At 52.4% G+C, this 14,976-nt stretch carries 6 protein-coding genes; 1 reads left to right on the top strand and 5 read right to left on the bottom strand.

Annotated elements, in window-relative coordinates:
• Positions 1 to 30 precede the first annotated feature (30 nt).
• Complete coding sequence (locus AB1L42_RS01240; protein WP_367050321.1) at positions 31 to 4,341, top strand: sulfatase-like hydrolase/transferase; 4,311 nt, start codon at positions 31 to 33, stop codon at positions 4,339 to 4,341.
• A gap of 180 nt (positions 4,342 to 4,521) precedes the next feature.
• On the opposite strand, the gene AB1L42_RS01235 is transcribed toward AB1L42_RS01240, so the two are convergent.
• The 5 genes from AB1L42_RS01235 to AB1L42_RS01215 form a co-directional block, all read right to left on the bottom strand.
• Entirely contained in the window at positions 4,522 to 6,540 is a 2,019-nt protein-coding gene (locus AB1L42_RS01235; protein ID WP_367050319.1) for a polysaccharide deacetylase family protein, read from the bottom strand.
• Positions 6,541 to 6,802: 262 nt separating this feature from the next.
• Positions 6,803 to 10,357: a PVC-type heme-binding CxxCH protein gene (locus AB1L42_RS01230; protein WP_367050317.1), complete on the bottom strand. Its 3,555-nt coding sequence runs from the start codon at positions 10,355 to 10,357 to the stop codon at positions 6,803 to 6,805.
• Between the two features lie 98 nt (positions 10,358 to 10,455).
• Complete coding sequence (locus AB1L42_RS01225; protein WP_367050315.1) at positions 10,456 to 11,982, bottom strand: sulfatase; 1,527 nt, start codon at positions 11,980 to 11,982, stop codon at positions 10,456 to 10,458.
• 84 nt (positions 11,983 to 12,066) lie between these two features.
• Positions 12,067 to 13,656: a sulfatase gene (locus tag AB1L42_RS01220; protein ID WP_367050313.1), complete on the bottom strand. Its 1,590-nt coding sequence runs from the start codon at positions 13,654 to 13,656 to the stop codon at positions 12,067 to 12,069.
• Positions 13,653 to 14,741, bottom strand: coding sequence for a LacI family DNA-binding transcriptional regulator (locus tag AB1L42_RS01215; RefSeq protein ID WP_367050311.1), 1,089 nt, complete (start codon positions 14,739 to 14,741; stop codon positions 13,653 to 13,655). Before AB1L42_RS01215 ends, AB1L42_RS01220 begins: the two co-directional genes overlap by 4 nt.
• Positions 14,742 to 14,976 lie beyond the last annotated feature (235 nt).

Below are 14,976 nucleotides of genomic sequence, written 5' to 3'. Positions count from 1 at the left end.
CTTTATATACTGAATATGAGTTTACACATAATGAAGTCTGATCATCCAACGATTCGTTCGACACGCTTGCGACGAATCTTCATCCCAATCTGTTTTGTAGCCCTGCTGTTTCAGGCAAGTCGCCTTTGCCATGCCAGCGAACAGACTGCACGGCCCAATATGGTCGTTTTTCTATCCGACGATCATACCTGGCGAGACTCATCGGTTTATGGTTCTCGAGATATTGATACGCCAAACATGCAGCGACTGGCCGATGCCGGGATGACGTTTGACAACGCGTTCGTCGCTTCTCCTTCGTGTGCTCCCAGTCGAGCAGCTCTACTGACTGGTTTGTACCCAGCCAGAAACGGAGCTGAGGCGAATCATTCGAAACCACATCAGGATGTGAAGAAGCTGCCAGCTTATCTTCAGGAACTGGGTTACGAAGTCGTCTCGTTCGGCAAAGTCGGACACTATGCGCAAACGCCGGACTATGGGTTCGACCTCGCGAAGCACTTTGGATATCACGACGACGTGGCTGTCGATGAAGCGATCAAATGGTTACGCGATCGTGATTCCGACAAGCCGCTCTGTCTATTTGTCGGAACGAACTGGCCCCATGTCCCGTGGCCGGAAGATATTAGTGGCATCGATCCCGAAGAGCTTGTTGTCCCGCCGAACCATGTCGACACACCGACCTCTCGCCAATGGAGGGCAAAGTACGTTGCTGCAATCCGCACGATGGATAACGAATTGGGCAAGGTCTACGACGCATCGCGTGAAGTGTTGGGCGAGGACGTTTTCTTCTTGCACACCAGCGATCACGGTGCGCAGTGGCCGTTCGGGAAATGGAATCTCTATGAAGATGGCATCCGCACTCCGCTGATTGTCTCATGGCCGGGACGAGTCGCCGCAGAAACACGTAGCAAGGCGATGGTGTCATGGATTGATATCCTCCCAACGCTGGTCGAAGTCGCTAGTGCAACGCCTCCAGAGCATATCGATGGGCGGTCGTTCTTGCCTGTTTTAGAGGGCGAAGAATCCAAGCATCGGGATGTGATCTTCACGACTCACAGTGGTGACGGCAATCACAACGTCTTTCCAATTCGAGCCGCTTACACGTCAGACGGTTGGAAGTACATCAGAAACTTGCATCCCGAATTCCTGTTCTGCAGCCATGTCACCGAGACAACAAAAGACAGAGGATATTGGACGAGTTGGGTTGATCAAGCGACGCAAGACACCGCTGCGAGAAGGCTTGTTCAGAACTATCAGAATCGACCCGCAGAAGAACTTTACAACACTCAGGGCGATCCATGGGAACAAAAGAATCTGATCGCGGATGACGTACAGCAGCCCAGAGTTGAGAAGTTGCGAAGACGTTTGGACGAGTGGTTCGCCCAAACCGGTGACACGCAAGCTGTGTTTGGCGATCCTCGTCTGGCACCGACCGGTGATCAACCGAACGTGATCACCGTTTTCATCGACGACATGGGCTGGTCAGATCTGTCGTGCTACGGCGGTAAGCAGACGATTACTGAGAACATTGATCGACTGGCAAACGAAGGTTTGCGATTTACGAATTTTTACGTCAACGCGCCGATCTGTTCGCCATCCAGAGTTGCCCTTTCAACTGGCCAATATCCACAAAGGCATCGGATATCGTCTTACCTTGCGAATCGAAAGAGAAACATCGAGCGGGGCATGGATCAATGGCTCAGCAAAGACGCTCCAGTGTTGGCTCGCCAATTGCAAAAGTCTGGCTACGCGACGGGACATTTCGGCAAGTGGCACATGGGTGGCCAACGCGATGTCGGCAACGCACCGCTGATTCGTGAGTACGGATTTGACAGCAGCTTGACGAATTTCGAGGGACTCGGTCCCCGCGTGCTGCCGCTGAAAGATGCGTACGACGGAAAGACACCAGAGAGACATGATCTCGGTTCTGCAGACCTCGGCAAAGGTCCGATTCGCTGGGAAGATCGCAGCCAGGTGACAACCGCCTTCGTCGACGAAGCACTCGAGTTTATTGACCAGTCACAAGCGAAAGACCAACCGTTTTTCATCAATGTCTGGCCGGACGATGTTCATTCGCCATTCTTTCCCCCACAGGTGCTTCGCGAAGGAACCGACGGCAGCAAGAGGCAACTCTACTATGCTGTGCTCGATGCGATGGACCAGCAACTCGGCAAGTTGTTCGATCGAGTCCGACGCGATCCGAAGTTGAAAGATAACACTCTCATTTTGGTGATGAGTGACAACGGACACGAAGATGGTGCCGGAATTTCCGATCCGCTGCGAGGTTCTAAAGGCTGGCTTTACGAAGGCGGGATTCGCTCCCCATTAATCGTCTGGGGGCCGAAGTTCATCGCAGAGGGAGCTGCGGGAACAACTAACGACCAAGCTGTACTCTCCGCAATCGACGTGAATCGGTCGCTGTACGAGTTCGCGGGAATTTCACCCGATCCAGATCAACGACTCGACGGTGAAAATGTGATGTCGACGTTGCTGGGCCAAACGAAGGAAGGTCGACAAGCTCCGATCTTCTGGCGCCGGCCGCCAGACCGTCCTGGACAGGCTAATGAAGACAATCCAGATCTCGCTGTTCGTGACGGCAAGTGGAAATACCTCGTCAACTATAATGGCAGCGATCCACAGTTGTTCGATCTGAAAGCTGATGCATCTGAGACCACGAATCTCGCAGAGACGAATCCAGACGTCGCGAAGCGGCTTCATGCAGCTGTGATGAACTGGAACAAAGAGCTTCCAGCGGATGCCGGTGATCCCGATTGGGAAAGTCCAGAAGATGCCGGCTCATTGAAAACTGACGTCTTCGTCAACCCCATCGGAGAAGGTGCCGATCCTTGGGTAATTCGTGACCCGAACACCCAGCGGTACTTGTGGTGTATGTCCGAAGGCAATCGCGCGATCGCGATTCATGTCAGCGACAGTGTGTCATCGATGGGGCAAAAACACATCGTCTGGAAGGCTCCGACAACAGGTCCTGTTTCTCAGGAAGTTTGGGCTCCCGAACTGCATTGGCTCGACGATCACTGGTACGTCTACTTCGCTGCGTCGGACGGGAAGAATGAGAATCACTTGGCATACGTTTTGAAATCTAAGACTCCTGACCCGCTGGGTGAATACGAGCTTCACGGTCCTCTGGCGACCGGTGACCGACCAGACGGAAAGTCACCCAATATTTGGGCCATTGACATGACAGTTCTTGAACATCAGGGACGTCGGTATGCAATCTGGTCGGGGTGGGACAAACCAGGTTCAGATCAGCAGTATCTGTATATCGCGCGGATGGAGTCACCGACCAAACTGGCCGGACCACGGATACAGATCTGCGACAACGACGATTTCCTTTGGGAACGTATTCAGCCCGATGATTCCAAACGCGGGTTGAATGAAGCGCCGCAGATTTTTCAAACCAAACGGCAAACGGCCATCGTCTATTCGTGTGGAGCGTCCTGGTTGCCAACCTACAAATTGGGACTTCTTGAATTGGTCGGCGATGATCCACTCCAACCGTCTTCATGGAAGAAACGTCCGAAGCCTGTCTTCAACGGGACGAATTCCACATATGGCGTTGGCCATTCATGTTTCGTCAAATCATTGGACGGCAAAGAGTGGTGGCACGTCTTCCACGCGAAACGGGATCGTGAACCAGGCTGGCGTCGTGCAGTCTTTGTGCAGCCAATGCGCGTCGGAAAGAAAGGTTTTCCACTCTTTGGAAAACCAGTTGAGCCGGGTGCAGTCCAGAAAAGACCCTCCGGAGATAAGACATCAGATGCTCAATTCTCTACCGAGTCGTTCGAGTACTTCGGGCATCACCAATATCTGTCAGTCGATGGAAATGTGATTCGAATTGGCCAGTCTCCTGATGCGTCGGTCAACGTCTATCGATCTGGTGAGAAAGTCATCTTCGCGGGAGATGTTCCAAAGAATTTGGTTGTGAAAGCTACGATCGACTTTCATGGAGATCCTCAAGCTCGCGATGCTGGAATCCTCTTCCGAACCACTGGACCATCAGTCGGCTATGACGCGCATCGCGGGTACTTCGCAGGCCTGATTCCTCGCACACAACTCGTCATTCTCGGCAAGATGGATGGGAGCAGTTGGGAGGAGTTGGCCCGTTCCAAAACGAACATTGACACGAAGCAACCGCAGCAACTGTCGGTTCAAGTTCAAGGAAATCGTATTACGGTGCTGCAGAACGGCGAGCAGAAAATACAGCACGTTGACGACTCTTATCAGCAAGGTTCAGTCGGACTACGAGTCGTCGATACCGACGCCACTTTTTCCGAAGTTGAAGTCGTTGGTGACCAATCAACTAAATCACGAAAAAGTGAATGAACACAACAATGATTTCGTTGTGAAGCAAGTCCGATTCCCTGCGAAACGAGTCCTATCAGCTACCGGAGAGAGCAGAGAAAACAAGTTGAGCGAGCGACAGATTTTGAAAGACTGAACCTGGCCAACCCGTTCACTGATGTTCGTTTGTGTGACATTTGCAGTTGCCAATTGCCTTCAATGCTAGAATGCACGGTATTGAATGTCTCGAAGACGCAGGCCGGTTTCAGGGTCGGACAGTCTCAGGAAGCAGGCCGCCAGCCGCTGCGTGTCGAAGCCCATTTCACAGCCTGGATAGATGACAAGAATTCGATTTTCTCCTTGTTCGAGTTCAACCTCATCTGACACGACATCGTGTCCATTGACCATGACTCTCGACAATCTTGGATGGCTGATGGTGAGACGCGCTCGCTGCCTTTTACTGCACGAAATGATGCTTCGCAGGAGGTAAGTCTGGGAGTTCGTATCCCACGTTCCCATCGTCCGCACGTACTCTGGGTTGAGCCATTCCTGATTGACGTAACCGTCATCTCCGCTTGCTCTCCACGTGATGTCGGTTTCGTCGGGAAGTTTCCACTGTTTCCCGTCCCAACATTGCTTCGTCCACTCGTTCAAAGCAATCTGACACAAGTCTTCAGTATTGGCTGCACCAGGATTGATCGGCCCCAAGATGCTGAAGCCGTCACGAGGGAGTGAAGCGTCTGGCTCCACCCCTGCCCTTTGGCAAGTGAGGTGCAATCTGCCGGGTTGTCCATCAAGCAGAAAGTCTACTTGAGCAGCGAAGTGTTCTTGTCCCCAATGCGCGTCTGGCTTTTGCAATGGATTCAGAGACTTGTGAGCTTCCAATGAGTTGTCGCTGCGTAAATTGACTTTAAGCGGGACTGGGGCAACGTCATATCCAATCGGAGCACGCCAGATGACTTTCACATCTTCGAGTCGTTGGCCTTCTTCACACCGAAGAGAAAGCGTGAGTCTTTGACCGTCAGCGAATAAACCACCAACCAGTTGCGGAAAATCTTGATCCCGTCTTAGCTGATCCAGAGTGGAAGTGTTCTCAGGATTGGCGACGTGTCCGATTAGAATAGGCAAACGCTCGTCCCTTCGATGGGGGACATGGAATCGAATGAGATCAGCCTCACTTCGGTCCGACATCACAACTGCGCAGCCAGAACATTCAATTGAAGTGTTTGAGTCTCTCGTCGTGCCTGATACGGCAAGCGTTAAAGGTGTGTCATCGTTCAACAATGAAATGCTTGGGCGCGACAGGGTGAAAGAGACCGTGTTCTCAATCCTTTCAATCTCGCCGAGAGTCGCGCTGCGGTATTGCCGACGGTAACCGGCGTATTGATTCTGATTGCAGTGCCAAACATCTTTCAGTGAACGCAGCAATTCAAACCGCTTTCGCAACTCGTCATAGCCATAATCCAGACGAGGTGTTCCGTACCAGGCATGCATGGAATTGGTAATCATCGGATAGTTCTGGGTCAGCTTGTCTTCGTTGTAAGCCCAGTCCACTGCCTTTATAAATTCGTCGAATGGGTTGTTCTCAGCAGGCATGATCGGACTCAATTCCTGGTGCATCTTTACATTCTCAAAGAAGCTGAGGTACTCAGCGACGTGATCAAATCCGGATCGCGTCAGTGAATCCAGAGTCCGCTGCATGACATCGTGCCGCTCAGGTCCTGGGCTGATGTCGACGAACGAGTACGCATAGGACAAGACAGGCTGGTCGAGCGCAGATTCCCACTCGATTCGCACTCCCGACATTTCTGCAAACATTCGGTTGCTGTGAAAGTAGGTGATGTATGGATGCGTCAGTGAGTGTCCGCCGATAGAGTTTCCGCCCCGCAATAATTCTTTCGCCACTGGCAAATAGTCGGCAGGTCGATTCTCGGGCGAAAAGTCTCGTCCATTCAGATACCAGGTACCCCGGATTCCGAACTTTTCCATCAACTCTCGAGTCCCTTGATTGTCGCTGGTCCAGTTGTCGTCCCAGCGACAGGAGACGGCTCGATGATGTCCGTTATACAGAGGTTCAATTTTGAGATTGGCTCTTTCGGCAGTCGCGGAGTCTCGAAATCGAATTGTCAATCGCTGTGAATAGGTTTCTTCAGCTCTGTTCTCTGCAACCGTAGGGCGTGTACACACGACCAATACGGTCACCAAGCAGGTCGTCCTAAGTGAGAGAGAAAGTACCGGCACTCTTCTAACCTTCTGTGACAGGAGCTTCGAAACAAACTGGATTAAGTTGTTACTTGCGTTGTGGACTGGCTTCCTGGAAAGGAGTGGCAGAACAGGGACGCAGAATTCTTGGAGGGCGATTCGTGGGAGGCATTGCACTATCGTCGCGTTGTTACGAGCGTATCGCAAGCACTCGAAAGGAGAATGTGGGCGCCTCGAATTTGAATCGCTCGTGTGCATTCAGTAAATGGCTCGCGGACGAATGAACCCCGTAGCTGATCGCTCAGTCGTCGTTTTTCACTTGGGATTGTTGGATGCGAATGTTGCGAAATGCGACTCGGCAGCCCTTCCCGTGATCCTGAAAAGCGATGACCCCGTTCCGGCGGCTCATTTGAGCATCGTGGTCAGTCACTGAAGAAAAGACGACTCCATTGATCTTTTGAACGAGTATGTCGCCTGTGACAATGATTTCCAGTTCGTTCCAATCGTGTTCACGGAAAGACTGCCGGACTTGATGCGGATCGGCCTCCTGTCTGACGTCCTTCGTTCCGTCAGCATTCAAGACAGCGGATTGCCCTGCTGTCGACATGAAATGGCGGACACCTTTACGCGGATGTTCATCATCGAGCAGCGAATGATGCCACAGCCCCATAACACCCTGCTCGGCGATTTCGACTTGATACCCGAACACCATCCAGTCGCCCAAATCATCGCTGCGAACCTGGACGCCGGAGTTCCCGTGTTCCCACTTGAATTCCATCCGCAGCACAAAGTCGCTGGAGGGGGAACCGCGCCAGATCAACCAATTTTTCGATTCTGACTTTCCAGTACACCAAATCTCACCGTCACGAACTTCCCAGGAACCAGGCTTTCCATCCCAGCCTGTTAAATCCTTGCCATTAAAGATTGGTGTAAACCCAACTTCATCGGTTTCAGTTGTTCCGTCTCCCATGATCCATGCGATGAGATCGCGAGTCTGTTCTTCACTGAAACGGTCAATCAGCCCATCGGGCATGATGCTGGTTGAGGTTTTGCGAATCTCTTCGATGTTGTCGTGCTGAAGCTGAACTGTCTCGGTAGCTGTGACCACGGTGATGCCAGACTTCGTCCGTTCAGTGATCACTCCCGATATCACTCGTCCTTCGACTGTCGAAACGACAGACATGCGAAAGTCGGCCGGGACTGCGGCGCTCGGGTCGATGATGTTGGAAAGGAGATAGTTCACATTCCCACGTTGAGAACCTGTGAGGTCCGGCCCCAGCGTCGTTCCTTGACCAAAAAGCTTATGGCACTTCCCGCAGTTTTCAGCGAAGAGTGATCGACCTGCACTCAAGTCAGCGGTGCGAAGAAAGTCGGGAGTTAGCTTCGCTTCGAGGCGCTGCATTCTCGCGGTTCGATCCGCTGACGAAGTTCGGACACTCCCCCACAGATGTTCGAGTCGTTTGGTTAATGTGCTGTCATTTAAAGCGATAACCTGGTGAACTTGTGCAGCCGAGAGGTCGGAAGCAGGAATCGCTTCTCGTTCGATTAAAGTCAACATGCGTTTCGCACTCGGCTTGCGTGCGATAAAAGCGTCGATCGCTGCCGATTTTTCGTAAGCTGTGAGTTCACCGTACTTCTTGACGATCAAGTCAATGACGGTCGAGTCTTGAATCGATCCAGCCGCCCTCAATGCTTGAACGGTCAAGCGTCGTGATTCGATGAGTCTCTTGATATCTTCAGCGAGAGTCTCTTTTTGATGTAAAACCATTCCCGACAGGATTGCCGTGGCTGTCTCTGCATCGGTAGCGTAATCATGCAATAGTGGACGGAGCGAGTTGAAGATGTCGCCACCCACCTTGGCAGCGAGTCGGATGCTTGCGTGGCGAACGTTTGCATTCTTGTGTCGGCATAGTTCGCTGATCAATCGCGAGGACTCCTTCGAAAGGTTCATCGACTGGACGGATGCACTGTTCATTCCATCCAGCCAGACGACGATTCGTTTGAGATTTGACTCTTTCAAAAGGACCGTTGTGATCAGGTCTGTAGATGGAGCTGTTTGTTCGCAGACACGTCGAACAACCCAGTTTTGGAGTGACGGTGAGAAACTATTGAGTGCTTTCAGCGATCGTTCCGGATTAGAAGCAACTTCCGGTTCGATTGCGTACCAGATCATGAGTTGCAGGTTTTGATTGGCCCAACCGCTTCGCCGTTTAGCCAAATTAAGAATGAACGGCCAGCGTTTGCCCGTTGGGAGTTTTCGAACAGCTGAAGCGAAAGACATTTGCACCAGAGGGGATGGATCGGAATTTGCAATTGTTTGTAATAACTTGGGGTCAACGGATTCGAGCTCGTTGCGGTCGGCCAGCAAGCGTAGAACCCATGATCGAACATGTTCGCTCGCATCTTTCAATTGACCGACAAGGCGGTCCTGTTGCAGCCCGTCGATGCAATGGAGTGCCCAAAGTGCACGCAAGCGAAGTGCGGGTGTTTTCGCATCGCCGCACATCGTTTCAAGTTGCCGGATTTCAGCCTGCATGTCGTCACCGACAGCAGCTCGTTCTTGCAGAATTCGTTGGGAGTGTCGGACATACCACTCGTTGCCATTCGACAGGTTTGCGATGAGTTCCGGATTTGTGGCGTTCGAAAGGTCGGCGGAGACTAACCGCGGTTTGCCCCATGAAATCTTATAGATCCGACCGCTCGTGCGGTGGACACCGTCGCGGTCGTGACATTCTCCGTTGTCGGACCAGTCTGTGAGGAACACGTCTCCATCAGGCCCATATTCCATCGAAACAGCCCGAAACCACGGATCGTCAACAATCATGAAGTCGTCGTCGTGAACGGCACGAAAACCGTGCTCGCCTTGAACTAACCGATCGCAGTTAACACGCCTTCCATGAATGTTGCTCATCAACATCGCGCCGCGAAACTCGTCCGGCCAATGTCCTCCGAGGTAAATCATTGCATCACAGTGAGAATGACCTCCTCCATGTGCTGAGTTTCCTTCGGCTACTCTGCTCTCTTTGTCAAACTTCCCGGACGCCCAGTGCACATGATCGCACATCGAGGTCATCAGTTCATACGCGTATTCGTTGGGGTGATCGTTTCGATCTTTCCATCGCTCAAAGTGAGCACCCGGAATCAGTGGCCACAAGTGCTCGACAACACTCGTTGTGAAAAAGCCGTGACCGTGCTCGTCAAAGTCGAGGCCCCAGGGGTTGATGGTTCCATCGCAGACAACTTCGAAATCATACGTCGTTGGGTGATACCTCCAGATGCAACAACTCAGGTGAACTCGTTCTTTGTTGTCAGCATCAGGTTTCCCAACCAAAGAAGGTTGTTTGATCCCATGTCGACCGTATAGCCATCCGTCCGGACCCCATTCAAGACCGTTGACGTTGTTGTGTTCGGCTTTGACGTTCCATCCGTCGAGGTGGACGATCGGCGGGCCATCGGGAATGTCGTCCTGATCGTTGTCAGGAATGAAACTCAAGCTGGGCGGTGCTGTGATCCAGACACCTCCGAATCCAATCTCCAGCCCAGTCAGATGAGTTAAGTTGTCACAGAAGACGCGTCGCTGATCGAGAACTCCATCACCGGTCGTGTCTTCGAAAATGAGGATGCGATCGTTTTTCTCATCAGTAAAACTACTGCCGTTGTAGGAATAACTTTCCGCGACCCATAAGCGACCGCGATCATCAAATGTGATTGCGATCGGTTGACGGACATCCGGTTCGGCGGCAGACAGAGTGACATGAAATCCGTCCGGGACTTGTAATCGTTTCACTGCTTGCTCGGGAGGAAGCGGTTGTTCACCGGCAGCTTGCGTATTGACTGGGACGAAGTCGTCAGCCATCGTCGTGCAACTGCCAACGAACAACATTGCCAGTGAGGTGAGCGACAGAAAATACCTAAATGATAGCAAGGAGAGGCAATCGGTCTTTGCACAATTGTTCATTCATTCGCTCCCTCTGCGATCCCAAAAGAACGCACTATTAACCGATGCAGTCTCTGCACGTGTTCGGAATATTCGAGATTGCTCGCCACGTTGACGGTTTCGTTGGGATCAGTGCGGTGATCGTAGAGTTCCCGCTCGAACACCCGTCCGTTTGCTGTTTCCGTCCATTCGACGTAGCGAAAACGATCTGTGCGAATCGCTCGTCCCATGTACTTATCTCCATGTCGCGAAATCTGGCTGAGTGCAAAGCTCTGCCCTGCTCCCTCCCCTGTAAGTTCTCGAACGAAACTCTCCCCTTCCAAATGTTTGGGAGCAGGTATCCCAGTGAGTTCGCAGAGTGTTGGATACACGTCGACCAACTCAGTCAGCATGGTTGATCGACCCGGTTTGATTCCCGGAGCAGCCACGATTAGTGGGACGCGGGTAGCGACTTCAAAGTTTGTCATCTTGGCCCAGGCACTCTGTTCACCGAGATGCCAACCATGGTCTGAACAGAGAATGACGATGCTCTTGTCGAGTCGACCGGTCTCTTCGAGAGCCTCAATGATCTTGCCGACTTGCGCGTCGACGTAGCTCACACACGCTGCGTAAGCTTGCAGAATCTGAAGTTGTACAGACTCCGGTATCTCGCCCACGTTGGGAACTCCCACGTAGCTTCTGAGCTCATACCCACTCCATAGCATCGCTTCCGATCGCGAAGGATTCTTTGGCATCGCGAAGCCGAGTCGTGCCGCTGACTTGGCATAAGCCACCGAATTCAGCCAGGCGACGATGGGTGAATTTTGCGCCGGTTGTGGGTTCACAGCCAGCCAGGATCGATCGGGTTTGTAGAGGGAGAAGTATTGCTGTGGCGCAACCAATGGCAGGTGTGGTCTTCGATAGCCCACTGCAAGAAAGAGAGGATCGTCGCCGTCGCGCACTCGGATCGTCTCAGTGACTTGCTTTGTCATCCGACCGGCAAAGAGTGTTTCATCAGAGACTTCAGGACTTTGATAGAAGGGACAATTGAATCTGTCGGCAATGATTGTGGGCCCGGATGGATTTTGCGTGTCGACGATCTCGAGGATCTCTTGCTCTCTTCCCGGCGAAGGTGGTTCGGACCAATCGTCAGCTTGTTGCCAACCATCGTGATCGATCTTGCCGAAACTCAACGTCCTGTAGCCATGCTCCTTAAACCAGCGAGCAATCGAAACAGCCTCGTGTTTATCATTGCGAAATCGGTTCAAGTCGTCTTTGCTGTGACCATAAACGCGGGTTGAATCAGGACGAAGTCCGGTCATCAGCGAAAGTCGAGACGGGCCGCACTTGGCGAACTGACAATAAGCTCGGTCAAAGACGACGCTTCGCTCCGCCAGCCGGTCAATGTTTGGTGTCTGGATGTGTGGCGCTCCATAACAACCAAGCATTGGCCGCAGGTCATCGACCATGATGAAGACCACATCAGGCCGTTCATTCGAATAAGCGGATCGAACAAACAGACAGACGCATATGAACAATACCGCAATCGTTTGCTTGGTCATCATGGCCTCCGGGGAGTTGATCCCAAATTGGCGAGGAGTTTTGTTCCGATCAGCTTTCTAATGATCATCCCATCCACTCAGTTGTGGCTAGTCTGATTGCTTGTCTTGCAAGTACTTCTCGATTTCTTCCTGCTGTCGGTCAACCCATAATTCACCCGAGCCTGAGTAGTATGGATCTTCGGCCCAACTCACAGGTTGCCCCAAGGCCCGTGGATCTCCAGTTCGCTTGAGTTCCTGATCGAGTTGCAACTCCAATTCTTCGCGGACTTGTCTGAACTCTGGGCGGTCGGCGAGATTGACAAGTTGATGAGGGTCGTCGATGCAGTCATAAAGTTCGATGGCAGGCCGCTTATTGAGGACATAACCTTGAGTACGCAACACTTCCGGATCATCAGGATCTAAAAGGAACGCGAATTTGGTCGGGCCTCGATCCACGTTCGTATAGTGCGGAGGTTGTCCCGAAGGGTAAAGTTCTGGGAACAAGTTTTTAATTAAGAGATATTGCTGCGTCCGGAGTCCTCTCATCGCATAGACGCTGCCCGGATTTGCGTGATTCAAGTGACGTTCACGCCCGAACACAGCATAGTCGCGTCCGGGGTCAATTTGACCGGTGCGGTCCGATTCGAGCAGCGGTAACAAGCTCTTTCCGGACATTTCGGCGAGCACGTCAATTCCAGCAGCTTGCAGAATTGTCGGGGCGATATCAGCGAAATGGACGAAGTCTTCGATCTTTCGGCCACCAGGGATTCGATTCGGCCACGAGATCGCAAGTGGCAGACGAACTCCCGAGTCGTAGAGGCTGCACTTCGAGCGTGGGAACGGCATTCCATTGTCCGACGTTACCAGGACGAGAGTGTTATCAAGTCGCCCTTGCTCCTCAAGAATCTTTAAACATGCGCCCAACTGCTGGTCCGACCATTCGATTTCTCGATAGTAATCCAGCAAGTCAATGCGAACGTCAGTCAGATCCGGGAGAAATTCCGGGACGTTGACGTCCTCCGGTTTTCGACCGTCGATCAGACCGGATCGAAATTCGAATGAGCGGTGCGGTTCATGAGTCCCCACCCAGCAGCAGAATGGTTTGTCGTCGCTTTGTTTCAAAAAGTCTTCGAAATTCGCCGCATAGTGATTATTCGAAATTCCCTCTGCTGGCACATCATCCGGTTTGAATCGCCGCTTGTTGAATGCTGGCCCGGCAGGGTTTCGCGGGCGTCCACCTACGTCGTGTTGGCCTGGCCCCCATCCTTTTCCGATAAAACCGACCGAGTATCCAGCATCTTCGAGTACGTCCGGATAGCATTGGAACTTCGCTGGCAGTGTGCTGTGGAGATTCGCTCCTTCTTCTAGCTGCCAATGGTGCATCCCTGTTAAGATCGTTCCTCGCGATGGTGTGCAAGAAGGAGACGAACAAAATGCATGTTGAAACAAGACACCTTCGCGAGCGATGCGGTCAAAATTTGGAGTTTTGATCAGTCGGTTGCCATACGCACCAGCGTCACACCAAGACTGATCATCCGAAACAAAGACGAGTATATTCGGCCTCTCGCTACTCGCTAGTTGTTCTTTCGATGACTCTGCTGACACCGGCTGGTGGAATAAAGTCACCACGAGGGACAACACCATGGCGAGGGTTGGTGGCCACTGAAGTCGTTGAGCGAAATTCATGCGAGCACTCACAAAAGACTCCTTACGGATTCGCCAGCTACTAACGTCGGTTCGAGGCTGACTTCTACGTCGGGCCGCTCCTTTCCGCTCGAGAGGCGAGCGCTGAGTTGCGTGACGGCCAACGAGCCGAGTTCTTGGGCGTGAATATCGAAAGTGGTTAGGCTGGGATATAAGCTTTGGATGATCGCGGTGTCATTGTTTCCAGAGATCACGCTCATGTCTTTGCCGACTTGCAAGCCTCGCACGGCCAGTGCACGGTAGCACATCGCCGCCACGCTGTCAGAAGCAGCGAAGAGAGCAGTAATCGGCTTTTCGGACTTCAACAATTGGTCGACTAAGGTTTGCACGCTGTCTGTCGTCAATGGAGGTTTGACTGGGATCTCCCAACCTTGCGAAGGAGATTCCACAAAGCGATCGACTGTTAGCCCGCGTCGAATGGCTTGTGAAAGAAAACCGCCCTCGCGGCGCATCATCAGCAAGTGGTCAGGCTTCGGGCCAACAAACGCGACATGCCGATGTCCACGATCCGCCAGATGGTCGGCCGCCATGGAACCGAGCTGAACATCTCCCGAACCGACGGAATCGCCGGTGCAGCCTTCTGGTCGACCCAACAGCCAGACTCGAGGGATCTTCAGTAACTTCTGAACGAAGGGGTCAGTGCAATCAGCGATATGTCGACCCTGCATTGCACCCAGCAGGAAGACTCCGTCCAGTTGTAGCGAAGTCTCGGTCTTTTGCTTGAGGTACGGCAAATTGAGAAGCTGCAATTTGGTGCCTGATGCCGAGACCGCTTCTTCTGTCCCGCTGATGGAATTTGCGACTGCGGGAAGCGACACCAGCGATGGGTCCATGCCTAACGTCACGATCGCCAGTCGATTCAGGAACAACTCCGGTGCATTGGGACGTGAAGGTTCGGGCGATTTGCGTTTTCGCAGGGGCCGATAGTTCATCGACTTTGCGATGTCGCGGACTCTGGCGGTTGCTCCTTCGCTGATTGCAGGATGACCACGAAGGGCTCGACTGGCAGTGCTAACAGAAACCCCAGCCGCATCGGCAATCTGCTGCAAGGTCACGGTTTCAGTCGCCTGAGTTGTCAAAACTGAGTCCTGTCGCAATGTGCAAACAAAGATTGAGAAAGCAGTCGGTTTTGCTGTTTTGCATAATTTGTTGCAAATATGACTGTTGTCAGCAAGTGAAATGGCCAAGAATCTGCTATGAATCCAACAACCGCTTCTTCAAGTTGCGATCTCTATTTGCACTAATTTGCATTCAGGCGAACCTGTTCACTGAACACCTTGAAATGATGCGTAGTGTTCTTCTTCTCATGAGGCC

It is taken from the genome of Thalassoglobus sp. JC818, assembly GCF_040717535.1.
Taxonomy (GTDB): domain Bacteria; phylum Planctomycetota; class Planctomycetia; order Planctomycetales; family Planctomycetaceae; genus Thalassoglobus.
The sequence above is the reverse complement of the archived record's forward strand: the minus strand, read 5'-3'. Positions and strand labels throughout refer to the sequence as shown.